This window comes from Streptomyces sp. R33 (assembly GCF_041200175.1).
GTDB lineage: Bacteria > Actinomycetota > Actinomycetes > Streptomycetales > Streptomycetaceae > Streptomyces > Streptomyces katrae_B.
In genome coordinates this window covers 359,796-383,432 of sequence record NZ_CP165728.1, presented here as the reverse complement: position 1 = coordinate 383,432, position 23,637 = coordinate 359,796, and the positions used below count along the sequence as shown (strand labels likewise).

21 protein-coding genes and 2 pseudogenes are annotated in these 23,637 nt (G+C 67.2%); 18 read left to right on the top strand and 5 right to left on the bottom strand.

All coding sequences use genetic code 11. The features are described 5' to 3' along the window. The 6 genes and pseudogenes from AB5J51_RS41985 to AB5J51_RS41960 form a co-directional block, all read left to right on the top strand. On the top strand, nucleotides 1-1,317 hold a 1,317-nt coding region (locus AB5J51_RS41985; protein ID WP_369780703.1), incomplete at its 5' end, for a DNA-binding protein. Between the two features lie 116 nt (nucleotides 1,318-1,433). Continuing rightward, a complete protein-coding gene (locus AB5J51_RS41980) occupies nucleotides 1,434-2,264 on the top strand; it encodes a TnsA-like heteromeric transposase endonuclease subunit (protein WP_369780701.1) in 831 nt (276 codons plus the stop codon). After that, the gene (locus AB5J51_RS41975) at nucleotides 2,261-4,432 is read left to right on the top strand and encodes a Mu transposase C-terminal domain-containing protein (RefSeq protein ID WP_369780698.1); all 2,172 of its coding nucleotides are present in this window, start codon (nucleotides 2,261-2,263) and stop codon (nucleotides 4,430-4,432) included. The genes AB5J51_RS41980 and AB5J51_RS41975 overlap by 4 nt, the downstream gene beginning before the upstream one ends. A 104-nt stretch (nucleotides 4,433-4,536) precedes the next feature. After that, complete coding sequence (locus AB5J51_RS41970; protein WP_369780717.1) at nucleotides 4,537-5,514, top strand: TniB family NTP-binding protein; 978 nt, start codon at nucleotides 4,537-4,539, stop codon at nucleotides 5,512-5,514. 264 nt (nucleotides 5,515-5,778) lie between these two features. Further along, nucleotides 5,779-5,970: pseudogene (locus AB5J51_RS41965) on the top strand (helicase associated domain-containing protein); the annotation flags it as partial. A gap of 88 nt (nucleotides 5,971-6,058) precedes the next feature. Next, nucleotides 6,059-6,844 (top strand): hypothetical protein, encoded by a 786-nt coding sequence (locus AB5J51_RS41960; RefSeq protein ID WP_369780696.1) that lies wholly within the window; start codon nucleotides 6,059-6,061, stop codon nucleotides 6,842-6,844. Between the two features lie 272 nt (nucleotides 6,845-7,116). On the opposite strand, the gene AB5J51_RS41955 is transcribed toward AB5J51_RS41960, so the two are convergent. The 3 genes and pseudogenes from AB5J51_RS41955 to AB5J51_RS41945 all read right to left on the bottom strand — a co-directional run. Further along, a complete protein-coding gene (locus AB5J51_RS41955; RefSeq protein ID WP_369780695.1) occupies nucleotides 7,117-7,524 on the bottom strand; it encodes a hypothetical protein in 408 nt (135 codons plus the stop codon). 162 nt (nucleotides 7,525-7,686) lie between these two features. Next, complete coding sequence (locus tag AB5J51_RS41950) at nucleotides 7,687-7,929, bottom strand: hypothetical protein (protein WP_369780693.1); 243 nt, start codon at nucleotides 7,927-7,929, stop codon at nucleotides 7,687-7,689. Between the two features lie 303 nt (nucleotides 7,930-8,232). Continuing rightward, nucleotides 8,233-8,741: pseudogene (locus AB5J51_RS41945) on the bottom strand (transposase family protein); the annotation flags it as partial. A 125-nt stretch (nucleotides 8,742-8,866) separates the two neighbouring features. On the opposite strand from AB5J51_RS41945, the gene AB5J51_RS41940 reads away from it, so the two are divergent. The 10 genes from AB5J51_RS41940 to AB5J51_RS41895 all read left to right on the top strand — a co-directional run bounded on the left by AB5J51_RS41940 (nucleotide 8,867) and on the right by AB5J51_RS41895 (nucleotide 21,032). After that, nucleotides 8,867-9,106, top strand: a complete 240-nt coding sequence (locus AB5J51_RS41940) for a hypothetical protein (protein ID WP_369780691.1) — start codon at nucleotides 8,867-8,869, stop codon at nucleotides 9,104-9,106. Continuing rightward, nucleotides 9,106-10,317: a radical SAM protein gene (locus AB5J51_RS41935; RefSeq protein ID WP_369780688.1), complete on the top strand. Its 1,212-nt coding sequence runs from the start codon at nucleotides 9,106-9,108 to the stop codon at nucleotides 10,315-10,317. The genes AB5J51_RS41940 and AB5J51_RS41935 overlap by 1 nt, the downstream gene beginning before the upstream one ends. Nucleotides 10,318-10,700: 383 nt before the next feature. Further along, nucleotides 10,701-11,474 carry an HEXXH motif-containing putative peptide modification protein gene (locus AB5J51_RS41930; RefSeq protein ID WP_369780687.1) on the top strand — a complete coding sequence of 258 codons (774 nt, stop codon included), beginning with the start codon at nucleotides 10,701-10,703 and terminating at the stop codon, nucleotides 11,472-11,474. Between the two features lie 108 nt (nucleotides 11,475-11,582). Further along, nucleotides 11,583-11,957, top strand: coding sequence for an aldo/keto reductase (locus AB5J51_RS41925; protein WP_369780686.1), 375 nt, complete (start codon nucleotides 11,583-11,585; stop codon nucleotides 11,955-11,957). Then, entirely contained in the window at nucleotides 11,954-12,808 is an 855-nt protein-coding gene (locus AB5J51_RS41920) for a class I SAM-dependent methyltransferase (RefSeq protein ID WP_369780685.1), read from the top strand. The genes AB5J51_RS41925 and AB5J51_RS41920 overlap by 4 nt, the downstream gene beginning before the upstream one ends. 872 nt (nucleotides 12,809-13,680) lie before the next feature. Further along, the gene (locus tag AB5J51_RS41915) at nucleotides 13,681-16,188 is read left to right on the top strand and encodes a Helicase associated domain protein (protein WP_369780684.1); all 2,508 of its coding nucleotides are present in this window, start codon (nucleotides 13,681-13,683) and stop codon (nucleotides 16,186-16,188) included. Nucleotides 16,189-16,501: 313 nt separating this feature from the next. Then, nucleotides 16,502-17,599, top strand: coding sequence for a dsDNA nuclease domain-containing protein (locus AB5J51_RS41910; protein ID WP_369780682.1), 1,098 nt, complete (start codon nucleotides 16,502-16,504; stop codon nucleotides 17,597-17,599). Further along, entirely contained in the window at nucleotides 17,589-18,170 is a 582-nt protein-coding gene (locus tag AB5J51_RS41905) for a hypothetical protein (protein ID WP_369780680.1), read from the top strand. The genes AB5J51_RS41910 and AB5J51_RS41905 overlap by 11 nt, the downstream gene beginning before the upstream one ends. Further along, entirely contained in the window at nucleotides 18,167-20,083 is a 1,917-nt protein-coding gene (locus AB5J51_RS41900; RefSeq protein ID WP_369780678.1) for a hypothetical protein, read from the top strand. The genes AB5J51_RS41905 and AB5J51_RS41900 overlap by 4 nt, the downstream gene beginning before the upstream one ends. A gap of 796 nt (nucleotides 20,084-20,879) precedes the next feature. Continuing rightward, complete coding sequence (locus AB5J51_RS41895) at nucleotides 20,880-21,032, top strand: hypothetical protein (RefSeq protein ID WP_369780676.1); 153 nt, start codon at nucleotides 20,880-20,882, stop codon at nucleotides 21,030-21,032. 136 nt (nucleotides 21,033-21,168) lie between these two features. On the opposite strand, the gene AB5J51_RS41890 is transcribed toward AB5J51_RS41895, so the two are convergent. Then, nucleotides 21,169-21,585 (bottom strand): hypothetical protein, encoded by a 417-nt coding sequence (locus AB5J51_RS41890; RefSeq protein ID WP_266794063.1) that lies wholly within the window; start codon nucleotides 21,583-21,585, stop codon nucleotides 21,169-21,171. Between the two features lie 429 nt (nucleotides 21,586-22,014). Between AB5J51_RS41890 and AB5J51_RS41885 the strand changes: the two genes are divergently transcribed. After that, on the top strand, nucleotides 22,015-22,452 hold the full coding sequence (locus AB5J51_RS41885) for a hypothetical protein (protein ID WP_369780674.1): 438 nt from the start codon (nucleotides 22,015-22,017) through the stop codon (nucleotides 22,450-22,452). A gap of 144 nt (nucleotides 22,453-22,596) precedes the next feature. After that, nucleotides 22,597-22,812 (top strand): DUF6207 family protein, encoded by a 216-nt coding sequence (locus tag AB5J51_RS41880; protein ID WP_369780673.1) that lies wholly within the window; start codon nucleotides 22,597-22,599, stop codon nucleotides 22,810-22,812. Nucleotides 22,813-22,878: 66 nt separating this feature from the next. Here AB5J51_RS41880 and AB5J51_RS41875 read toward each other — a convergent pair whose 3' ends face one another. Beyond that, on the bottom strand, nucleotides 22,879-23,343 hold the full coding sequence (locus AB5J51_RS41875) for a hypothetical protein (protein WP_369780671.1): 465 nt from the start codon (nucleotides 23,341-23,343) through the stop codon (nucleotides 22,879-22,881). Nucleotides 23,344-23,637 lie beyond the last annotated feature (294 nt).

Here is a 23,637-nt window from a genome sequence, read left to right as displayed (position 1 = left end):
CTGATCTGCCGGGTAGCCTCCCGCTACGGCCAGGACCCGAGCTGGCTACTGGGGCACTGGCAGTGGAAGAACCACCAGCCCCGCCACCCCGGCGGGGCGCTGCGCGCGGACGCGGAGGTGCTGTTCGATACAGCCGGCCGCGCGGTGCTGGCGCGGCTGTGCGGAGTCGACGAAAAGCCTCTCGAACGCGCGCTGCCGTCCTGGAAACACGGCGACGACAAACTCTCCGAGCAGGACGCGGAGCAGGTCCCGCAAGCCCTCTGGCGTGTCGGGGGCGCAGTCGTAGGGCCGGTGGCGTTCGGCTGCCGGCTGTGCGTAGCCAGGCGCACCGGGCAGGCCGTGCGCGTGGTCCGCTACGCAGGGCACTGGCAGCGGGTGTGCGGGCGGCACGGCCGCTGGGGGCTGGACGCCGACGCCGACCAGCCCCTTGAGAACCTCGATCTGAGCGCGCTCCCGGAAGTCGTCAGGGCGCAGCAGCAGTGGGCTGGGGTGGAGCGTCGTGCGCGCAGGGCTGGAGTGGAGCTGGCCGAGGTCTTCGGCCTCGCACGGGCGGTCGTGTGCCGGTGGTGGAAACACGCCCTGCACTGGGAAGAAGAGGTGGTCTGGCCCCGTCGCCTGCACCAAGTCGCAGGCGGTGACGCCAGCGGCAACTTCGACCATTGGCGGGCAGTCGGGCGGGACGCGGTGGTCTTCCCCGAAGCGGTGGCGGTGGCCGGTGCGCTGCTGGACCCGGGCATCGAGGAGCTGGTGTGGGCCGACAGCGGCGTAGGACGCCCTCGGCCGCTGCCCGAGGACGGACAGTTCGGTCGTCGTCTCGGGGAGCTTGTGGGACGCCCCTGGCTGGGGCCGCTGGTCGCGACAGACGGTGGTCCGCTGATCGCGTGGAATGCCGCCGTCATCCGCCGACGGCGGCATTCCGCGGTTGATCCCTACGACGCCGGGCCGTGGCGGGTGGGGGCCGATCAACAGCCGCCCACCATGGCCGCCCTGCTGCGCGAACAGACCAGAGAGAAGGCCGTAGGCGGCTCCGGTACGAACTGGCGCTCCACCGTGTCCCCCGAGCAACGCATGCTGATCACCAACCTCATCGAGGCTGCCCAGGAAGAATTGCTGCAGCTGCGCGGCGCGCACCGGGGCCGTATCGCGGACGCTGCCCAGTCTCTCTTGCAACGGCTCAGTCACTCCATCGACCTCCTCGACCAAGCCCTCCGGGAGACCGCACTCGCAGCATTGAACGCTGGCGTCGCCCTGCACGACGTCGAGCAATGGGCAGGGCTGGACACTGATGCCCTCGCCACGGATGAAGGCGATGAGTAGTCCGAGGGCGGTCCAGGAGCGGGGCGTAGCGGGCGTAGTACCGCATCAGGCGCTCTCGCACGATCAGAATGGGCAAACCGGGCAAGACTGCTGGCGGTGGTAGTTGACTCGGCCACGTGACAGGCGCGTCAGGGGCCGGCGGTGCGCAGCACGCTGGTGAGGGGTCCGGGTTCGAGGTGGCGTTCGCCGGGTTCGGCGGGCAGGCCGTGCGGCAGCGGTGGGTGGACGGGGCGGTGACCGTCGCGTTCGAGGAGCTGGAGCCGGTCTCGGCGTTCCCGGTGGTTCCGGGCAGACGGTGGGGGCCGGGGCTGTGGTGGTCGGCGACCACCGGCCGGCATGTCGCTTCCGGGTCGAATGCGATGCGCGCGCAGCTGATGGTCTTGGACCGCGACCCGGACATCATCGGTCTGGCCGGGCGGCCCGTGCGGCTGCTGTGGCACGACGAACAGGGGCGTGTGCGGTCGTGGACTCCGCAGCTCTTCGCACGGCGTGCGGACGGGACCGCCTTGCTCGCCGACTGCCCCAGCCACACTGAGGCGGGTGGGGAACAGGCTTTCAGGGCCTCCGTGATGATGGAGCAGGCATGTGAACAGGTCGGGTGGAGCTACCAGCGCCTGGAACCGCTCGATGCGGTACTGGCGGCCAACCTGCGGTGGCTGGGCGGCTACCGGCACCCCCGCAACCAGATCCGCCCCGCCCTCACCGCCGCCGTGCTGGAAGCCTTCGCGCGCCCGCGGCCGCTGATCGAGGGCGTCCAGGCCGTCGGCGACCAAATCGAAGTCCTCCCCGCCGCGTTTCACGCACTGTGGCACGGCCACCTGAGCGTTCCGCTGGACAGGCCACTGCACGAGCGGGTCCTGGTCCAGGTCGGCATCCTTCCGCGTTCCGAGGCCGTCGCGGCAGGTCCGCACTACGAGATCGGCGGCCGGTTCAGGGAGGTACGGTGACGGAGCCCCGGGGCGGACGGCCCGTTGTAGCGGTCGGCGCGTACATCCGCTTCGACGACGCGCGATGGCAAGTCGTCGCGCTGGCCGGGCAGTGCGTGCACCTGGCCCGCGAGGACGGAAGCAGCGCAGTGGTCCTCACCGGCCACCTGTTCGCCGACCCTGACTTCAAGCCGGCAGGGGCGCAGGCTGAGCAGGCACTGCCGGTGCCGCAGTGGGGGCTGTTCGAGACGGCCCCCGCCGCGGCTCGGGAGAAGGCGCTGGCCTGGCAGAGGCACATCCGCGAAGTCGAATGCGGACGGCCCGGCGGGCCGGACAGCGGTGGAAGGGTGCGGGAGCAGTACGACCCCGCCCGGTGGACGCTGACCGAGCGGGAGCAGGCCAAAGCCGCCGAGCTCACCGCGCTGGGCTTCGCCAAGGTGTCCCGGGCGACGATCCAGCGCATGCGCCTGGCCTACCGCAAGCAGGGCCTGTGGGGCCTGATCGACCACCGCACCACCCGCGGCCCCGCTCCTGCAGGACGGCAGGACGGCAGGACGGCAGGACGGCAGGACGAGCGGGTGACGGATGCGGTGACCGAGGCGCTGCGCCGGCAGAGGCGCCGGTCCAAGGGCACCATCAACGCCCTGTTCCCCCACGTCCTGCAGATCCTGGAGGACAAGCACGGGCCCGGCAATGTGCCCGCGCCGTCGCAGGCCACCCTCTACCGGCTCGTCCACCAGCTCGCCCACCCTGCTGATCTCCCCGGCCGCCCGGTGCGCACCGAGCCCATCACCACCGACGGGCGCGGCCTCACCCCGACCATGGCGCTGCGGCCCGGGGAGCAGGTCCAGATCGACACCACCCGCCTGGATGTCCTGGCCGTCTTCGACGACGGCACCGTGGGCAGGCCCGAACTCACCATCGCCGTCGATGTCGCCACCCGCGCCATCCTCGCCGCCGTGCTCTGCCCCAGCAGTACCCAGGCTGTCGACGCTGCCCTGCTCCTGGCGGAGATGGCCGTCCCTCACCCCGCCCGGCCGACCTGGCCCGACGCCCTGCGGTTCGCCCACAGCTCGCTGCTCCCGCACGAGCGGCTGCTGACGCTGGATGAACGCCTGCAAGGGGCGGCCGCACGGCCGGCCGTCGTACCGGAGATGATCGTCACCGACCGGGGCAGCATCTACCTGTCGAAGGCGTTCACCGCCGCCTGCGAAACCCTCGGGATCAGCGTCCAGGCCTCCCCGCCGTACGCGCCGACCGCGAAAGGCATCGTCGAGCGGACCTTCGGCTCCATCAACTCGCTGTTCTGCCAGCACCTGCCCGGCTACACCGGCCCCAACGTCACCCAGCGCGGGCCCGACGCCCACCACGAGGCCTGTTTCACCGTCCCGCAACTCCAGGACCTTCTCGACGAGTGGCTGGTTCACTGGCATCACCGTCCCCACGAGGGCCTGCGCCACCCGGCCCTGCCGAAGGCCGTGCTCACGCCGAACCAGATGTGGGCCGCCCTCATTTCCGTCGCCGGCTATGTGCCCGTCCCCCTCACCGGGGACGATTACCTGGAGCTGCTGCCGGTGCGCTGGACAGCCATCACCGAACGCGGCATCCGCCTGCATCACCGCACCTACGACCACGACCTCCTCGCCCCCTACCGTGGCCGACCCTCGCCTGTCACCGCGCGCGGCGGGAAGTGGGAGGTCCACCACAACCCCCACGACGTCCGGCAGATCTGGCTACGCCTCACCGACGGGACACTGACCGAGATCCCCTGGATCCACAGCGACCACGCCCACCATCCGTTCAACGAACGCACCTGGCAGCACATCCGCGCCCAAGCTGTCCGCTACCCGGATCCCGACCAGCACGAAGCCGACCTCGCCGACGCCCTCGACCAGCTCATGCGCCGGGCGGGCGATGGCCGCGCCACCCGCGCCGAGCACCGCCTCCTCGGCCGCGCCACCAGGCCCCTGCCTGCCGTGGCATCCGTCCCGGCCCCAGCCAGGCTCAGGGGCCAGGAGACCGCCATCAGTCAGACGGGCACCGACCCGGACGGGGACAGCCTCGACGACCTGGACGATGCCCCCGAAGAGCCGTTCGACGACGAGCCCGAACACGAGCCCAGCTCCCCCGCCCACCCGTACAGCGGGCTCGGGCTCTACGACGCACATGCGGAAGCACTCAGATGGTGAACAACATCCCCACCACCGGTACCCGGGCCAGCAGCGCCGGCCCTGCCACGGTCCCCTCCCTGCCGAGTGACAACGAAGAGGAGCCGGTAGGGCAGTCCTGGCCGATCACGACCTGGCAGGGCTGGCAGGAGTTCGTCCACACCCCGCCCCCGGTACCACCAGCGCCCGGTGATCCGCCACGGAGCGTCGAGGAGCGTCTGGCCTACCACTCCGCGTTCGTCACCGTCCGTACCCCCGCCATCGACACCCTCGCCGCCAGCATCCGCACCCTGCTGGTCCTCGGCCGGTACCAGCAGACCACCGCCCGGCCCTCCCTCATCGTCACCGGACCTGCCGCCGCGGGAAAGACCACAGCCCTCCTCCACGTCGGGCGCACATGCCACCTCGCCCACACCCGCCACGCACCCCAGCCACACAGAGCAGCCGATATCCAAGTACCCGTCGCGTACGTCCTCGTCCCGCCCGGAGCAACCGCCAAGATGCTCGCGGCGGAGTTCGCCCGCTACCTCGGCATCCCCATCACGGCCCGGATGACCCAGACCCAGATCACCGAAAGCGTCTGCCACACCTACAACCAGACCGGCATCCGCCTCGTCCTGATCGACGAAATCCACCGCGTCAACCCCCGCACCACCACCGGAGCCGAAACCGCCGACCTGATCAAAGACCTCACCGAACGCATCCAAGCGACCTTCGTGTACGCGGGCATCGACGTCACCCAGACACCCCTCTTCACCGGCGTCCGCGGCGCACAACTCGCAGGCAGGGCCTCACTCATCGAGTGCGGGCCCCTCCCCGCCCGCTACGGCAACCGGCACCCCTTCACCGACACCATCACCGACCTCGAAAACGCCCTCGACCTCGAACGACACCGACCCGGAACACTCCCCCGCCACGCCACCTACCTCCACCAACGCACCGCCGGCCGCATCGGAAGCCTCACCAGACTCATCCGCCAAGCCGCCATCACCGCCATCCATGACGGCACCGAACGCATCACCAAAACCACCCTCGACGCCGTCCAACTCGACCACCACGCCGAAACCAGACACCGCCCCCACCCCAGTCGATCAGCCCGCTGACCAGCACAAACGCATCCCACAACACGAAAAACGCCTCGGTCCTTTAGACCGAAGCGCTACCTGCAACACCCAGACAATTCTCAACCAACCTGCAACAACCCCAGGCCAAGCCGCGACTGACACCGCAAAAGCCGTTCTCACACAACCTGCAACACCCCAGCTCACCAAGCCCCCGATACCGCAACCACCCTCCCCCTCAGCGACACGCCGGAGCAGAAGACCCCCGCCAAGCCGCGCAAGAGCGGCTCAGGGGCCTTCGAGCGGGGCGCAGCCGCCCTCGCCCAGTACACCGCCCGCACAGGCACCCTGACCGTCCCCAGGGGGCACGTAGAAGTCCTGGACGACGGGAGCGAGGTCAAGCTCGGCATCTGGCTCACCAACACCAAGACCAGGCGCGCCAAACTCGGCGCGGATCAGCTCAAAGCGCTGGCGGACCTGGGGCTGGACTGGGCATAGGGCACCAAGACGGGGCTAGTGAGGTGGCCACTGCCAAGTCGGACTGTTTTCCGGTTACATCAGGTAGCCGTGCGTGATGATGCCTCGCATGGACACGGAGATAACGGTTGCACTGATCGGCGGTGCCGGCGTGTGCGGCACGATCGTGGGGACCGTCGTGGGCGCGCGCATCCAGGCTCGCGGCGGACATGCCCAGGCGCAGGCAGCACGGGATGCGGCCGCCACAGCGGCACAGGCTTCGCGGCGCCATGCCTTGCACGAGCTGCGCTGGACGACTCTCACGGCCCTCCTGCGAGCGGCAAGTGAGTGCATCGAGGCGACAGAGCATCTCTACACGTCGTCGCAGGCGCGGCCGGACGCCGAGCGGGAGGTGGTGGAGCGCGTGTATCACGCGTTCCGCCTGGCGTACGCCGAGGCCGAGCTTGCCGCGCCCCACGGCATGGAAAGTGTGCTCACCCGCATGAACAGTGTGGTGATGGGGGCGTACTCGTCTGCGCGAGGGCGGGCTCCGACGGAGCGGGCGTTGCGGGCACTGGACGAGCTGAGCCGGGAAGGCGATTCGGCCGGCCAGCAGGCCAAAGAGGCTCTCGCCCGTCTCCGTGCTGCGGGAGCCCCCTTGTGGAACCCGCGCTTCGGGGATCCACCGCCTGAGTACGCGGAGGCGATCCAGGCACTGAACGCAGTCCCGCGACTGGACCGCGAACAGGTACGCCTCCTGCTGACGAACGCGGCAGTTCCCCATGAACACGAACCCAACCGCGAGGACCTACGCGGCGCAATGCAGGAACGGGCCGAGCGGCGGCATTCCTACCAGGCGGCGAGGCAGGAGCTCATCGCGGCCACACGGAAGGCACTGGGCACCAACGACGGGTAGGCAATGGGCGGCCTCCCAGCCCAGCGACAGCAAGCAGTCGGGAACCGTCCTCGACGGGCTGGCACGGGCTGGCCGTCACACCGCCGACTCCGGCGTCCGCCCCCGCCCCCATGTCCAGGTTCCGTTCAGCACAGAGTCATGTGCCGAAGTGTCGATGAGACCGGCCCGGAACAGCCATGGATAAACATCCGATCCGTTAAGAGTCCGGAGCCTGGCACCCCTTCCTGTCTGCGGTGATGTGCCTCCGGAAGTTTCTTACGGGGTCGTATCTATCAGAGGTGATCTTTCTCCCCCGTCCAAGCGGGGCGGGAAGGCAGCGCGTCGCCGGTCGCCTCGGTCGCAGTCATGGTGGTGGGTCGGTAGACGACGACCGGGCAGACTCTGCAGGCCTCCTTGCCGCTCTGGGCGAACCAGCGGCAATGCGAGCGAATGGCACACCGGGGTACGTCGTCCGCCGACGAGAGTTCCTGAGCGCGCGGGGAGTCGATCAACCTGCCGACCAGGCCGCACTGCCGTCCGCTCCAGTGCTCGCAGGCGTCCTGGGCGCAGGTGTCGGCGAACCGGAACCGAGATTCTGGATCGCCGTGCTCTCGGGCGGTCCGGTTGAACTGCTCGTCGACCGGGAGAGCGGGCCGGACATAGCCGAGACGGCCATCCTTCCCAAGCGTGGCGATGACCACCGCACCCTCCCGGCACGTGGTGCTCGGGCACAACAGACCCTCGGCTCGGATCCGTCCGGGTGGAGCCTCAGCCTCAGCCTCAGTCTCGGGCTCGGGCTCGGGCTCGGGCTCGGGCTCGGGCTCGGGCTCGGGCTCAGTTGAGTCTTCGGAGGCGCCCTGCATCTACGCGGCTCCCGCAGGCCGCACGCGGATGCCCTGGGTGCCGTGGCCGCCGACGGCGGCGAGTGCGCTGATGGTCAGCCCCTCGGAGAGCAGATCTTCGCTCGTTCCGCCGAGGTTGGCGGCGGCAAGCTCCTGCAGGACCGCTCGGCGCACCGCCGCGTCGATCCGTTGCACCAATTCGTCAGGCAAGGCGATCCCGTCGATTTCGACGCGGAACTCCTGCTGCTGGTGTTTCGAAGCCATGATGTCCTCCTTCACCCGCCGGCGTCGAAGTCCCGACGCGGCGCCATCGGGGAACAGATAGGGTCATCTCCGACCATGATGCTGTCATTGCTCAGCGCATCCGATCTGGATCGATCTAGGCAAGCACATCCCTCGTGCGGCCCGCGAGCCGCCAGTCGGGTGGCAGCGCGCTTCCGCCCGCGGCGAGCGGGGGCGTCAGCGGGTCAGTCCGACTGGTCGCCGAGGCGGGTTTCGACACGGAGGAGGACCTCGGCCTGGGCAGGCTGGCTGGGGCCGCGGATGTGAACGGCGACCTGGACGAGTGCCGACGGCGGCTTTGGCGCCGGATTCCTCCCAGGCCTTGCAGTCGTTGCGGTTTCCGGCAAGCGGCCGGCCGACCACGACGACCAGCGGGTGTCGGCGTCGATGACGATCTGGTGGTTCGTGGAATATCGGTAGTTCTTGGACTGCTCTGCCACGGCGTGGTCGCGGGTGGGCACCAGGGTGCCGTCCACGATCAGCACGGTGTCCTTGGCGAACCGCTTGCGGGGCTGCAGGGCGAGCATCGGCCCGAGGTGGTCGATGATGCGGTCCGCGGTCAACTTCGAGACCCCGAACAGCGGAGCGAGCTGGCGCATCGTCAAGTTCGTGCGCCAGTACGCCGCCACCAGCAGAGCGCGGTCCTCCAGTGGAAGGCTCCACGGCCGGCCCTTGCGGACCGCGTCCGCACCCTCGCGCCGCAACACGGTCACCAGCTTCCCGAAACAGCGCGGACTCAGCCCCGTGAACGGGGCTATCCAAGACGGCTCCGACGCCGTGATCACACCAGCCACACCAAGATCATCTCACCTGTGACCGGCAGTTACGGGACAAGCCTTAGCTCGGAGGCCCAGGGCGCCCATCCGGCTCGTACGGCCCACACTCCAGCGTGTCGAGATGCCTCTCCAAAGCATCTCTGATGGAATTGGAGCTGCATCAGGTCTGCAGTAGAAGTGAGAGGGTTACGATGTCAGATTCTCAGAAAAACCCCGACGAAGACATTGTTGCCGAGACCAAGGCCGCACTTCGCGCCGCCATCGTCAAGGCAGTCGAAGTGGAGCTGGAGCAGGAGGAAGGACCTGAATTGGGGATCGATGTCCACATCAAGAGCGGCGGCCACGGGAAGGGCACCTTTAGTAAGGCGATGGGGGATGCTTGATGACTGACCCTGCCGCGCCAGTATCAATCAGGCCTTTTGGTCTGTATGTACTCAAGGTTGCGTCGCGCTGCAATCTGAACTGCAGCTATTGTTACGTATACCACAAAGCAGATATGAGCTGGAGGCAGAAACCGGCGCTGATGTCCGAACAGACCTACGAGGCTGCTCTAGGACGCATTCTTCGACACTGCAGGGCTGCGCGCCAACGCTCAGTCAGGCTCTCCTTCCACGGGGGGGAGCCGATGCTGCTAGGGGCTCGGCGTTTCGATAGTTTTTGTGCCCGTGCTCGTGAAGTTCTCGCCGACGTTGCCGATGTCGAGCTCTCGATTCAGACCAACGGTACGAAGATCGATGCGAATTGGATCGAGGTTTTCGTCCGCCACAATGTCCGAGTCGGAGTAAGTCTGGACGGGTTGGAGGCGGATCATGATCGATACAGGGTAGACCACCGGGGACGCGGGTCTTATCAGAAGATCATGCGAGGGCTGCAATATCTCCGGGCGGCGGGTATTCCCTGGGGCATCTTGGCGGTAATTCAACCGGGAGTTGATCCGCTTCCCATCCACCGCGAGTTCGCGACATTGAGCCCGCAGAGCATCAGCTACCTTTGGCCTGACTATACGCACGACACGATTGGGAATCTGCGCGAGCGCTTTGGTCCAACACCGGCAGCAGACTTCATTGTTCCACTATACGATGAGTGGTTGTCTTCCTACCCTACTGGTCCCCACATCCAAGACTTTTGGAACGTTACCAGACTCGTTTTGGGTGGCGACAGCGTGGTGGAGACATTCGGAAATGCCCCCTCCAACTATGCCTTTGTCGAGGCTGATGGCGAGATCGAGGGGTTGGATGTGCTCAAGATCTGCGAAGAGGGCATGGGGAAGACAGGACTCAACGTGTTGCGTTCCGACTTCAGTGAACTCGGCGCATCTCGGTCCTTCGCCGCTCGTGTGATCATGGACGGTCTTCCCCTTCCAATTGCTTGCCGAGTATGCCCCGAGCAGCTCACGTGCGCTGGTGGCTACCTACCGCATCGTTACTCGCGCCAAAATTCTTTTGATAATCCAAGTGTATGGTGTGCAGACATTCTGGAGTTCTTCAGGCACGTCCGGTCGACGCTCGGCATTTCGCCGGCTGAGACAGATAGGCGGCGGGCCGCCCTCGCACGGCGTGTGCGCCAGGATAGCTCCGTCGGGGCTAAGCCGTGACAATCGATTGGGTTACCGAAATCGAGGGAGGTAAAGGGCTATCAAACCCATTCGAGCCCCTCAGTGCGGCCTTACTGAACGTGCTAGTTGGTGACCACGGGAGATTGCTTGCTCGGCAGTTCTTGCAGAGACAAGGCGCCGATCTTGATGATTGGAGCACTGGGCTCCGTAGCATTCTTGAAAGGTTCATCACCGGTGATGGGTCTTTTCGAGTCGCATGGGATCTTTCTTTTGGTCAGCTAGTGTCCTCACTGCGCTTCCCACCTGGCCTGGCGCAAAGGGGCGCAGCATCCGAATTTGCGCTCCAGTTGCAGGCGTGTGGAGTCAAAGGCAGCTGGGAGGCCAGACTTGGAAGTCCGGTGCGGCTACGGTATGAGAACGTCGTGCTGCCATTTGCGGACCGTATCTTCGCAGAGAATAGGGGCGGAGAACTTAAGACGCATGCGTCGGTTAAAGGATTTGTTGGGCATGACAGCAGCACCTCACTGCTCCAGTACCTGAGTCACAGAGGTGGCAAACTAGTTTTCCTGCCCGCCTTCGCGGCACAGGGCCCAGCCTTCACTGCAGCTTCGACAGATGAATTGCCGACCGCTCTGACGACTGTCACAGATTCACTGCTCGTAGATGTCGAGTCCGCGTTCGATCTACTTAAATCTTTTGCACCTATCTATCTCGACTGGGTGACCAAGGTGGTTAAGTATGCCGTGCCGCTAACCCCTGTATCGGGACGGGATGTGAGCCACAGCAGTAACATGCGACCAGCAACGATCGCTTTCTCTGCAAATAGAAACCCTGCGGCGCTCGCCGAAACATTGGTGCACGAGGCATCTCATCAGTATTGCAACATCTTGAGACGTCTCGGGAGACTCGATGACGGTACCGACCCGACGGTATATCATTCCCCTCTAAGAGACACGGGCCGGCCCATCGGGAAAATCCTTGTTGCCTATCACGCAGTGGCCAATATTTTTTTGTGGAACCGTATTTCAATGGATGCTGGTGCCGCCGATATCGATCATTTTCACCAAAATGCCGTGACGCTTCCTCGGCAGCTCCAGGTTCTCGATGAAGCCTTGGTCGCAACGCGATCCCTAACCCCTCTGGGCAAGTTGCTGTGGGAGCCGCTTCGAGCGCGGGTCCTGCAGGCGATGTCGTAAGACGTGACCACGAACCCGATGGCGATCGCGCGCTTGAAATCAAACCGACGCCGCCACCTACTTCGCTGGCGTCGCGCCCCTGCTGGCCGAGGTCGAGGTCATGAACCCGTGATCCAAGTGATCACCAAAGTCGCTTCGCGCTGCAACCTCAACAAGATCGCCCGCGAGCCGGTGGCCAACGGCTTCCTCGCGGGCGCCCATCGCGAGGACGAAACCTACGGCCCGGGCGACATCCGAAGCTCCTTCTCGACCGGGCAGCGGCGGCTGCGGATCCGGCTGGCGGCGTCGCTACAACCGCCGGAGCCCGTCGCCCCCGGCGGACCGACGTCCGCGCAGCTGGCGCTGCGCTACGTCCTAGATGAGCCGCGCGTGACCACGGCGGTCGTGGGACTCAAGACGGCCGCGCAGGTCGAAGAATGCTTCAGCGCATTGGAGCTCGGGTCGTACTGGGAGCATCGCGGTGCGCTCGGGGGCGGCGAGTGACGGGCGCGACGGATGCGGCCGGGGGTTGGCCGTTTTGGGCACCGCTCGGCGACGAAGAGATCGCCGACGCGCTCGCGCTCGCCGGTCTGCGGCCCGGCGAGCGCTTCCTCGACCTCGGCTGCGGCGATGGCCGCGTGATGGTGGCGGCGCTCGACGCAGGCGCTCACGCCTCGGGCTACGAGGTCGACGGCGCTTTGGCCGCACGGGCGCGGGAGCGGCTCGCAGGCGCTGGCGGTCGTGCTCGCGTGATCGAGCGGAGCTTCTTCGACGCACCGCTCGATGCCGAAGTGGTCTTCGCCTACCTCTCGCCAGCGATGCTCCAGCGTCTGCGCCCGCAGCTCGAGCTCCTGCCCTCGGCCAGCCGCGTCGTCACGGCGTGGTTCGACGTACCGGGCTGGGCGCCGCCCACAGCCCGCCGGCGCAACGTCCGGTGCTACACGGCAACGTCGGTCGTCTCCACATCTGCCCCGGTCCCCGCCGCCGCCGGCTGGTCATCGCCCGGCCTGCTCTGCGTACTTCCGACCGCGGGCAAGATCCTCGCCACCACGAGTCTCGCTCACCCGCGGGGCCCGGTCGCTATCGCAGTCGATGACGCTCTCAGCGATCTAGTCGCAATCACAGCCGGTGCCGACGCCGTCGTCGGTGATCTTGCGACGATCGCCGTCGATCTCGTACTCGCACCCCACTCCTTTGGCGCGGCAGTCACTGGCACACTCCACGCTCCCGCAGCAGGCACCTGCGAGCTCTTTTGCTTAACCTCCACCACGTCCCCACCCGGCTCCTGGCCCATCGGTGCCGCACGCTGCGCCCGGCTGCGGGCGCTGTTCCGGGCCCTGGACTCCTATCCGTGACCCACGGTGCAAAGTGGCCGCCGGGGCTCCCCCGCTCCCGTTTCCTCACGTCCTGACGCTTCGTTAGCCCGAACGAGTAGTCGACCCATTGTCCCGAAGAGCCCGCGCGATCCGCGCGCCCACCAGCAGCGGAGCTTCCGCGGGACTGCTGCCCACTACTCCTGCTCCCCATCGCACAGCGCTGGAGGCACCCCGGCACCACTGGCACAGCGACCTTCAAGGTCATGAACGCCCGTGACACCACTCCCCAGGCCCCCGTAGGCGTTCTCATAGCATCTGCGGCAGTTGCAACCAACCTGCAGGATCGCAGTTCAGGCGAGCACTCCTCCCGCAAACCGCCCCCAGGACTCTCTCAGCACATCTGCGGGACCACAGGTCAAAGTCGCGCGGCTACCGCAGCATCGGTGAGACCTCACACTGGCACAGCGACCTTCAAGGTCATGAACGCCCGTGACACCACTCCCCAGGCCCCCGTAGGCGTTCTCATAGCATCTGCGGCAGTTGCAACCAACCTGCAGGATCGCAGTTCAGGCGAGCACTCCTCCCGCAAACCGCCCCCAGGACTCTCTCAGCACATCTGCGGGACCACAGGTCAAAGTCGCGCGGCTACCGCAGCATCGGTGAGACCTCACACCGGGAATCCACCCCTCGAGCAAACCGCGCCCACGGGCCTCACTGCATCAGAACTCTCGAACCTGAGACAGCATCACCCACCATGAGATAACGCCTCATGACAGTGAAATCTCTCGCCTCACGACAGTGCAAAACGGCGATCAACACATCTCCGACCAGCCACAAAGGCCACCGAGCACGGCCCCAGCCACTGACACTCACCACCACTGACACCAACCCGAGAGATCGCAGCGAGCGCGTTGGAGTGCTTCCCCGGCGGCCGGATCCTCGTCACCGTCCCCACCCTGGACCTGCTCGCGCAGACCGCCCAGGCGTGGCGCCTGGTGGGCCACCGGGCCCCGATGATCGCCGTCTGCTCGCTGGAGAACGACCCGGTCCTCAACGAGCTGGGCGTGCGCACGACGACCAACCCGGTTCAGCTTGCCCTGTGGGCCGGGTCCGGGCCCGTCGTTGTCTTCGCCACGTGCGCCTCCCTCGTGGACCGCGAAGACAACGACGCACCCGAGGGCCAGCGGAAGGTTCGCGGGCCCCTGGAGGCCGCCCTGACGGGCGGGGAGCGGCTGTACGGGCAGCGGACGGCGGGCTTCGACCTCGCGATCGTCGACGAGGCCCACGGCACCGCAGGCGACCTCGGACGGCCCTGGGCGGCCATCCACGACAACAACCGCATCCCCGCCGACTTCCGGCTCTACCTCACCGCCACCCCCCGCATCCTCGCAGCGGCACGCCCGCAGAAGGGCGCCGGCGGCCAGGAGCTGGAGATCGCGAGCATGGCCGACGACCCGGACGGCACCTACGGCGCCTGGATCGCCGAGCTGGGGCTCGCGGAGGCGATCGAGCGGGGGATTCTCGCCGGGTTCGAGATCGACGTGCTGGAGATCCGCGACCCGTCGCCTGTACTCGGAGAGTCCGAGGAGGCGCGGCGGGGCCGGCGTCTGGCGCTGCTGCAGGCCGCGCTCCTGGAGCACGCTGCGGCGTACAACCTGCGTACCGTCATGACCTTCCACCAGAAGGTGGAGGAAGCGGCCGCGTTCGCGGACAAGCTCCCGGAGACCGCTGCCGAGCTGTACGACACCGACGCCTCCGACGCCGACTTGGCGGCCGCGGCCAAGCTACCGAAGTCGGCAATCAGGGCCGAGTTCTACGAGCTGGAGGCCGGCCGCCACGTCCCACCGGACCGCGTCTGGTCGGCATGGCTGTGCGGCGACCACCTCGTCACTGAGCGACGCGAAGTCCTGCGCCAGTTCGCCAACGGCATCGACGCGAACAACCGACGCGTACAGCGGGCGTTCCTCGCCTCCGTACGCGTCCTGGGCGAGGGCGTCGACATCACCGGCGAGCGCGGGGTGGAAGCGATCTGCTTCGCCGACACCCGCGGCTCCCAAGTCGAAATCGTCCAGAACATCGGCCGCGCGCTCCGACTCAACAAGGACGGCTCCACGAAGGTCGCCAGGATCATCGTGCCGGTGTTCCTGGAGCCGGGCAAGGACCCGACCGACATGGTCGCCTCCGCGAGCTTCAAGCCGCTTGTAGCGGTCCTCCAGGGCCTCCGCAGTCATGACGACCGCCTCGTCGAGCAGCTCGCCTCCCGCGCCCTCACCAGCGGGAAGCACAAAGTTCACGTTCGCCGCGACGAGGACGGGCGGATCGTCGGCGCCGGCGGGGAAGGCGAGGACCAGGAAGACGGCGCCGACGCCGCCGCGGAGTCAGCCCTGCTCCACTTTTCCTCTCCCCGGGACGCCGCCACCATCGCCGCGTTCCTGCGCACCCGGGTCTACCGGCCCGAGTCCCTGGTTTGGCTGGAGGGATACCAGGCCCTGATCCGATGGCGGGCGGAGAACGGGATCACCGGCCTGTACGCCGTCCCGTACGACACCGAGACCGAAGTCGGCATCACCAAGGCGTTCCCGCTCGGGCGGTGGGTGCACCAGCAGCGCAAGGCCCTGCGCGCCGGGGAGCTCGAGGACCGGCGCAAGACGCTGCTGGACGCGCCGGAGGCCGGGATGGTGTGGGAGCCCGGCGAGGAGGCGTGGGAGGCCAAGCTCGCCGTGCTCCGGTCCTACCGGCGGGCCACCGGACACCTCGCACCCCGACAGGACGCCATGTGGGGCGAGGACGAGGCGATGGTCCCGGTCGGCCAGCACATGGCCAACCTCCGACGGAAGGGCGCGAAGAACGGTCTCGGCAAGAACGAGGACACCGCGACGACCCGCGCGGCGCAGCTGACCGCGATCGACAAGGACTGGAACTGCCCCTGGCCCCTGGACTGGCAACGGCAGTACCGCGTCCTGGCCGACCTGGTCGACGCCGACGGGCAGCTGCCCGAGATCGCCCCCGGCGTGCTCATGGACGGCGACGACATCGGCAAGTGGCTCCACCAGCAGAAGCAGCCGGCCACCTGGGCGCGGCTCCTGCCCGAACAGCAGGAACGGCTGACCGTGCTGGGCGTACAACCCGACCAGGCGGCGCCCGCTCCCGTCCCCGCGGCCGGTCGTGGGGTGAAGGGGCCGAGCAAGGCGCAGCAGGCGTTCCAGCGGGGCCTGGCCGCCCTCACGCAGTGGGTGGAGCGGGAAGGAGCCCACCGGCCGGTCCCCCGCGCCCACGGCGAGGAGATCGCGGTCGAGGGCGAGGCGGAGCCGGTGATCGTGAAGCTGGGCGTATGGGTCTCCAACACCAAGAGCCGCCGCGACAAGCTCACCGCCGACCAACTCGCCGCCCTCGCGAAGCTCGGCGTCGCCTGGGCGTGAGCCATCGCCCATCGTTGAACTGGGGGTCAGCGAAGTGGAGACCCGGGGCGCCGTGACCCTGGGCCTCGGCGCTGCCGGGTATGCGAAGACTCCAGACGGAGCTCTGCACATCCATCCGACAACTGGAACTCGGCAATGGGGTGCAGCGCGCTGGGCACCTCACACCTTCCGGATCTATCTGAACGGACCGTTGCGATCCGCATTCACTGGGTGATCTACTGCACTCTCCACACGTAGTTGGGGGGCGCCGTGCGAATAGGAACTTGCATCGCTGCTGCGGTTGTGGCCGCTCGGCGACGCAGCAGGAGCGCCGGTGACGCTACCTGCTGATGGGGGGCGCCGGAGTCGGCGCGGCTTCCTCTACCAAGACGCGGTGACCCTGCTGGACTGTCTTGACATGCTGGATGGCCACTGGACGGAAGTCTCCTGGGAGGATTTGGAAGACATCCTCTGCTATCGGGGGGACGTGCCTTTCTACCGTCAGGTGAAGACGGTAGAAGGTCCCGGAAAGCGCCACAGCATCGCCGACGTCTGCCGTCCCGACATGTCCAAGAAGGAAGGGAACAGAACAGCGGAGTCGAGCTACCTCGGCAAGCTGTTCATGGGAAAGCCGCTCCCCGAGGGCACGCGGTTCGCCCTCATCGTCAACGAGACGCCCTTCGCGGACCTGTACCCCTTCGCCTGCGAGCGCGGCGGCAAGCGTGAGCCAGTGAGTAGTGCGACCCACACCAAAGTGGTGGGGAAGCTCGCGGGGCTGAGTCTGCGTGACGGTCGGGACGTCGGATGGTGCGTCGACCGCCTGGATGTCCTCATCACAGCCCGCACAACGGAGCACGTCGAAAGCGAGGCACACCGGCGCTTGGTCCCGCTGATCAAGGACTACCTCGGGCAGGAACCCCTGGTCACTGAGGTCGACGAGGTACTGAGCGGGCTGGCCCAGTACATCGCGCGAAGCGCAGCCGAGCTGAGTCCGCGAAGTCACACTGCTGAGGACTTCCGAGCCATCCTGGACGGCTGCATCCGCAAGGTCACCGGCTTGCGCAGTGACGGCTCCACCGAGCGTCTGATGACTCTCCAACAGAAGCTCCGTCCCGCCGGCGTACTTGAGGCCGAAGCCGAGCGCCAGCATGAGGCGATGCTCGCCTTCCGCCAGGCCCAGCGCAGCACCGTAGGACTTGGCCGTCAACGCCTCGCCGCCTTCGCAGACAAGGTCTACGCCATCTGTCAGCTGACTTCGGCCCGTAGGCGTGGCGGCTCCATCGCCACTGGTCAGCTGGCATACGCAGCCATCCTGGAGGCGATCGTCCAGCTTCCCGAGGTGCAGTCCGGGGAAGTGGACTTCAGCCAGGCCGTGGCGGTGCTGAGCGACATCACTGCACGCTGCCAGAACAGGTACGAAGATGCCTCATAAGATCGGCAGGCAGGCCGTGCCGCCCGCCCACAGGGCCTGGGACCCGGACGACTCAGTCGACTTTCACGCCTCCCGGCTGCTGCTCCTCATCCACCTGTGCGGAGAGAGCCCCGGTCCATACATCGCGGGGCGGACGAAGTTCGCGAAGCTCGACTTCTTTCTGCGCTACCCGGGGTTCCTCGAGCGAGCCCACGCTGCCCTGCCAGGGATGAATGACCGGCAGGGCCGGTATGTCGCCTCGGACGCTGCCGAGATCGAGGCGCCGATGGTGCGCTACCGATACGGTCCCTGGGATCACCGGTACCGCCAGTTCCTGTCCTTCCTCTCCGCGCGCGGTCTGGTCTCCATCACCGTTTCCTACACCCCCGAGCGCGTGAAGCTCACCGCGGCTGGCAAGGCCGCAGCAGCACGCTTCGCGGCGATGGAGCAATTCGAGCCCCTGGTGCGCCGCTGTGAAGCCATGCAGGGCAACCTGGCGACGATGTCGGGCACCGATCTGAAAGAACTCATTTACGACCTGTTCCCCGACGAGGTCGGCAACGCGACGTTCCATCAGGAGATCCGACCATGAGTGAGCCCCGTACCTCCGAGCGCGGCCTGCGGATCGAGAAGGTCTCCCTGGTCCATCACAGCGGCGAGCTGGACGAGTACGCCTTCGAGTCGGGCAAACTCAACATCCTCACCGGTGTCCGGAACAGTTCGAAGACCACGACCCTCAACGTGATCGACTACTGCCTGGGCGACCGGGGAAGCCCAGCCGACGCCCTCAAGGCCGCCGTCGCCAGTGAGCACGTCGAGGTTAGTACGGATCTCCGGGTCGACGGTCGGCCGTACAGACTCACGAGGTACTTCACCCATGGGCGTATGGGCAAGATCGGCATAAACGGCGACGAGATCGCGGCCGCCGACTTCTCCGACTGGATGCTGAACGAACTGGGCTGGCCCAACCTGCTCATCCCCAAGGGCCTCCATGCGACCTCAGCCACCGAGCAAACCCCTTTGTCCTTCCGCAACACCTTGCGGCACTTCTACCGAAACGAGGACTCCTGGACCAGCTTCGCCGATAAGGAGCAGCCGTTCACACGGCGGGCCGTCGTCAGCCAGCTTCTGGGCTTCGCCCGGGTACGGACTGCTCAAGCGAACAGGGATTTCGAGCTCGCCCGAGCGAAACGACGCCTCAACGAAGCCGAGGCCGTCGACCGAGAGGTTCGCGAAAGCACGCTCCAAGCTGTGACAGCAATCTCCCAGAACCTGGGCCTTCCCCTCGTCCGCTCCGCTGATGAGGTTGCCCGCGCGCGGATCGAACTCCGCCGCGAACTCGATGCCGTGTACGAGCGTCGCCGGCTCCTGACGGACGAGATTCGGGGCCTCATCGACGGGAGCCTCCCGGCCGGCTCCCCTGCCGGGTACGACCCCTCGCTGACGGACGTGTACAGCGACATCACTAACCGCCTCCGTCAGGCGACCGAGGAGGTGGCCAACCTCGGGCATCTCCTGGAGGAGCACCAGCGTTCGGCTCGGACGGTCACCGCGGAGGTAAGCCGCATGGAGCGCCTGGCGACCTCCATCGAGGTGTTCGACACGCTTCCGGTCCGGCTGTGCCCAGCGTGCGAGCAGAACGTCGACCCGCACCGCGACCACGACGAGGATGCCTGCTACCTCTGCTTCCAGCCCGTGGACGACGACAAGCGTCAACGCAGAGCACAGGTGGAGATCAGGTCCCTGAAGTCAGAGCTGGCCGATCTGGATGACGTCATCGCGCGCTCCCGGGCCGACCTGGAGTCCGCGCGAACCCGTCAGCAGCACTTGCACGTGCAGCAGGCTCAGCTGGCCCAAGAACTCAACCAGCGCCGCGCGGCGGAGCTGGCTCCCTTCATGGCTACGTTGGAAGGTCTCGCCGCGCAGATCGCGCAGCTGGAACACAAGCTGACGGTCTTCCCCGCGATGGAAGAGATCTTCCAACGGCGTACCGATGCGCATCGCAGCGTGCTCTCCGCGCAGCAGATGGTCGAGCGGATCGAGAAGGAACAGGCAAACTCAGCGCCGTCCGGGCTGAGCCCCATGGACCGCTGCTCCATCTTCGCCGATCGCATGAACGGCTTTCTCGACCGTTACAGGGAAACGCTGTGGGTGGCCGGACAAGTCTCGATCAGAGACTCCGACCTCACCTTCTACGTCGGCTCAAAGCCGTGGGATCAAGGTCTGGGCGCAGAGGCGAAGGTTCTCTTCTTCCTGGCCTACAGCTACGCCACCCTGTTCCTCGACTCGGACCTTGACGAGGAATGTGCCTTCCCCGGCCTGCTCCTGCTCGACAACCCCTACCAACAAGGCATCGCCAGCAGCGTGGTTCATCAGGCCCTCACAGAGCTGGCCGAAGCGGCCCACGCCACCGGGACACAGGTCATCAGCACCCAGACGGTGCGGCCGCCGAGTGCCCAGCACATCGTCGAGATCCCGATGCTGCAGGTCTACGACACTCCGTAGACCAGGTGTTGAGGACCAGCCCCGTCGCGCCGTCCCCGGGCCGGGGCCACGCCGCTTATGGCGGCGCACGGTACCCCGCTAAGCCTCCGATCGTTGCCTCAAGGGTCATGACGTTCAGCGGCGCGTACCCGTCCACGATCTCCTGCGCATGGTCCACGACGAGAGGCCACCGGATCCGTTGACGAGCCGTACCGGTACATGTACCCCTGCGGCGCCGCCAGCCGCCGGACACAGGACAGACCTCTTCGTCCGGCTATCGCGGACAAGGTCGGAGGTGTCGTAGGGGTCACCACGGCACCGACCGGACCACACCCTGCCCCGGGCTGAACAACGCCGCCCCGGGCCCCTCAGAGATCCAGAACCTCTAATTACTAACGAATTAGAGGTGTCGTTCTGCGAAAGGGGCTTGCCCACGGCTGCTGACCTGGGAAAACGGAAGATCATCGAATTCGGGGGGTCCCACCTCCGGTCACACCTGCGGTCCCCCGCCTAGTGCACCCCTGCAGACAACCCTCCAGCCCCCTTCCGGTGCAACCCTCCTGGGGGTCGGGGCGCATTCGGCGGCTCTCCCGGCCGGGGAGGCTTGCCCAGCGCTGAACGGGTGGAGGCCGGGCCTGTGGCGTGCCTGAGCCGCCGGGCAGCGGTTGGGGGTTCAGCGGACCGATCGGCCCGTGCACGGATCACGTCTGCGAGGCAGAGCATGGGACGACACAAGGTGCACAAGCCGCGCGCGCCGCGCGGTTAGGGCGGGCAGCCGACGGAGTGGTTCGGCACCGCGTTTCACTCCGTCCTGGGGATGCTGCACCTGGACGTCCGCCGGTCCGGCAACGGCATCCTGATCACCTCCTCCCCTGCCGAGATCGACGGGGCCCCGGCCTCGTGGCAGCTGCGCCTGCGCAACGACGACGGCCAGGGCCTGACCGAGATGGGCACGGCCTTGAAGGCCTGATGGCGGACACCGGTAGTTCCCCAGCCGCGGACAGCAGCCACTGACATCGCTAATGTCACGCTCGGTGATGCCCGTCGGCAGGCTTGTTTTGTGAACTTGGCCACCAGGGTGCTCCGGAGGCGCGCCCGCGGGATGGTCACCTAAAGGTGAAGCCCATGCTCCACGAGCTCTTAAATTCCTTGGGCGTCGCAGTCAGGGTGCGCCGCCAAGTGCGTTCTCCATTGGCTTCCGTGCAGTCGAAGTCCAGCACGACGTTCACCGGAGTGACGTAGTTGTGGGTCAGCAGCACCCTAAGGCTGTAGGTGGACCCAGGGGCCGTGACGCCCCACCTCACGGGCCCCGAGCTGTCGGGGTTGAGCAGGACAGCGACGTTGCCCGATTGCCGCGCGCTTACGCTCACGGAGGCGAGTTCACCTCCGAGCGCCTGCGCCACAGTGATGTCAACGACGTGCCGGCGATCTCGATCATCTGTGATGGCGGCAGACAGAACCTCAAACCGAGGACCTGCTGCATCATCGCGGTCCTCAACTTGGTATGCGAGCTGCCGAGCCATGATGGCCACCTGTTGCTCTGCAGCGACTGCTTGCCTGCCAGCGGAGGCAGCAGACCGTTTCGCCAGCATGGCCTGCCAGATGGCGATTCCGGCGGCTGCACTAGCAACGACTCCACCGCCCAAGGAGATCCAGTCACCCGCGTCCATTGCGGCCCCCCGCGTGCACTTTGCCCTTATGACCTCCCCTTTACCCGCTTGGCCATGCCGTTATCCCTCTCCCGGCCTCGTCGCCTGCTCGTAGCAGAGCTCTGGTACTCAGCCAGCTCCGATGGTCTCAGTGCGGATCGCGCGATGTGCCGCGTACGACGCTGCGTGACGATAAGTCCGCCAGTGGGATGCCGACTTGTCCATGCACTTCCCACCCTGTGTCCACTACCGGGGAATCTCAGTTGTCCGCCCACAAAGGCCGGGCGCGGGCACGTCTACAGCGTGAGCGAGGAGCCCGGTGCCAGCACCGTCCTGGCGTTCCTCCCGAACCATCCCGACGAAGGCGTCGGCACGCTGGCGCGGGTCCGTACCAGTGAAGGCCCGAACGGTGACGACGTCGTCTTCGAGCGGTCCGCGGAGCGGCCGATGGGGCTGTGGGCCGAGGCCGGGGAGAACCTCCTGCGGATCGTCCCGCAGCTCGGCCCGAACGCGCCGGACGGGGACGGCGTCGACGACTGCCTGCCGTGCCCCGGCTGCTACCGGCCCGTCTACGACAGCTCTTCCTCGCACACCCTCATCGGCGGCGGCCCGATCCCGGTGTTCGGGCTGTGCAGGCTGTGCTCCGACGGCAGCACCCTCCGCGCGCTGCGCCAGGCCGACATCCCTGTCGACCCGGAGCAGCGGGCCGTCCTCGAGGCCGTGGCCGCCGCCATGGTGTGACCGGGCTGCCAGCCCTGGGCAAGCCCCTGTCGCGGCGGCTTGCCCGGGACCACTCGCTGCACCAGGGCCGGGGCAGCCGGCTCATGCGGGTGAAGCCGAGGCCGCCGGCGAACCGCCGGGCTCCGTCGTGCTGTCGCAGGGGTCATGAAGCCAATCGACGAGAAGCACATCGCTGAGCCCGGCCTGGTCGTGCTCGACATCACCGGCAGGGACGAGGACACCGTCCGGGCCGTCATGACCGCGCTGGAGGAGCGCTGGGCAACCTCGGGCATCGGCCCGGTGCGCCGAGATCCCGGTGAGCCAGGTGTACGGGCCCGGATCTACGCCGACGTCCTGCGCCCGGGACGGGACTGCCCGTGAGGGGAGCATGGGCAAGCCCCCGCACGGAAGGGCTTGCCCAGGGTCGCCTAAGGCTTACCCGGACGCTCAGGGTTGCTCGGCCTCGACTCCCCAGAGAGGATGCGCACGCCCGGAGCCGTAGCAGTGGAAGCACGGTCCGTCGCCGGACGTGATGTGCGCGTCGACGGCATCGCGCAGGAGCCGGGTGAGGCCGTCGACGTGGCCGGTGTGGAGGGCGAGCTGGTGGCGCTTGCCGAGCATGATCTCCAGCGCGGTCCCGGGCGCGGCGCCCAGTTCGTAGGTGATGCCGCGGGTGATTGTGGTGATCAGTTTGTGGAGGTGGTCCATCGTCTCCCCGCCGGACAGCTCCACTCGCGCGGTGAAGCCGATGTCGCCGGGCCGGGTGAGGGAGAGGAAGGCGTCGGGGCGGTCGAGGGGTACGAGGTGGCCGACGGGATCGACGTGGGTCCCGTGGAGGGAGGCGAGGGCGTGCCACATGTCTCCCGGGAGGCTCGGTGCGAGCCCGGCGTTGTTCTGCTGGTGTCGTCTCATGACTCCGTCGTACGACCGTCGAGGAGGCGTAGGGCGGCTCCGGGCCTCCGTATCCCGGATGGTGACGCCACGACTTCGGGAGCCGTCCCGCCACGTGATCCGGACGCTGGGCAAGCCCTCCGAGTCGAGGGCTTGCCCAGCAGAAGCCGTGACCGGTCGGCAGGACGGCTGTGACCGATCCGTCTCCCGCGATCGGTCAACCAGCACGTCAGCGCCGTGACCGGTCCATGCAACTCCCGGCCGAGGCGGTGACCGGTCATCGGTCACCCGTCATCGGTCAGCCGGGCCCTCGCC

Excerpts from the sequence above, each read along its gene's own strand:
- AB5J51_RS41940 (WP_369780691.1), top strand. The coding sequence starts at position 8,867 with ATGGAATTGGAGCTGCATCAGGTCTGCAGTAGAAGTGAGAGGGTTACG.
- AB5J51_RS41935 (WP_369780688.1), top strand. The coding sequence starts at position 9,106 with ATGACTGACCCTGCCGCGCCAGTATCAATCAGGCCTTTTGGTCTGTAT.
- AB5J51_RS41900 (WP_369780678.1), top strand. The coding sequence starts at position 18,167 with ATGAGTGAGCCCCGTACCTCCGAGCGCGGCCTGCGGATCGAGAAGGTC.
- AB5J51_RS41890 (WP_266794063.1), bottom strand. The coding sequence starts at position 21,585 with ATGGCTCGGCAGCTCGCATACCAAGTTGAGGACCGCGATGATGCAGCA.
- AB5J51_RS41960 (WP_369780696.1), top strand. The coding sequence starts at position 6,059 with ATGGACACGGAGATAACGGTTGCACTGATCGGCGGTGCCGGCGTGTGC.
- AB5J51_RS41875 (WP_369780671.1), bottom strand. The coding sequence starts at position 23,343 with ATGAGACGACACCAGCAGAACAACGCCGGGCTCGCACCGAGCCTCCCG.
- AB5J51_RS41905 (WP_369780680.1), top strand. The coding sequence starts at position 17,589 with ATGCCTCATAAGATCGGCAGGCAGGCCGTGCCGCCCGCCCACAGGGCC.
- AB5J51_RS41895 (WP_369780676.1), top strand. The coding sequence starts at position 20,880 with ATGCTGCACCTGGACGTCCGCCGGTCCGGCAACGGCATCCTGATCACC.
- AB5J51_RS41950 (WP_369780693.1), bottom strand. The coding sequence starts at position 7,929 with ATGGCTTCGAAACACCAGCAGCAGGAGTTCCGCGTCGAAATCGACGGG.
- AB5J51_RS41880 (WP_369780673.1), top strand. The coding sequence starts at position 22,597 with ATGAAGCCAATCGACGAGAAGCACATCGCTGAGCCCGGCCTGGTCGTG.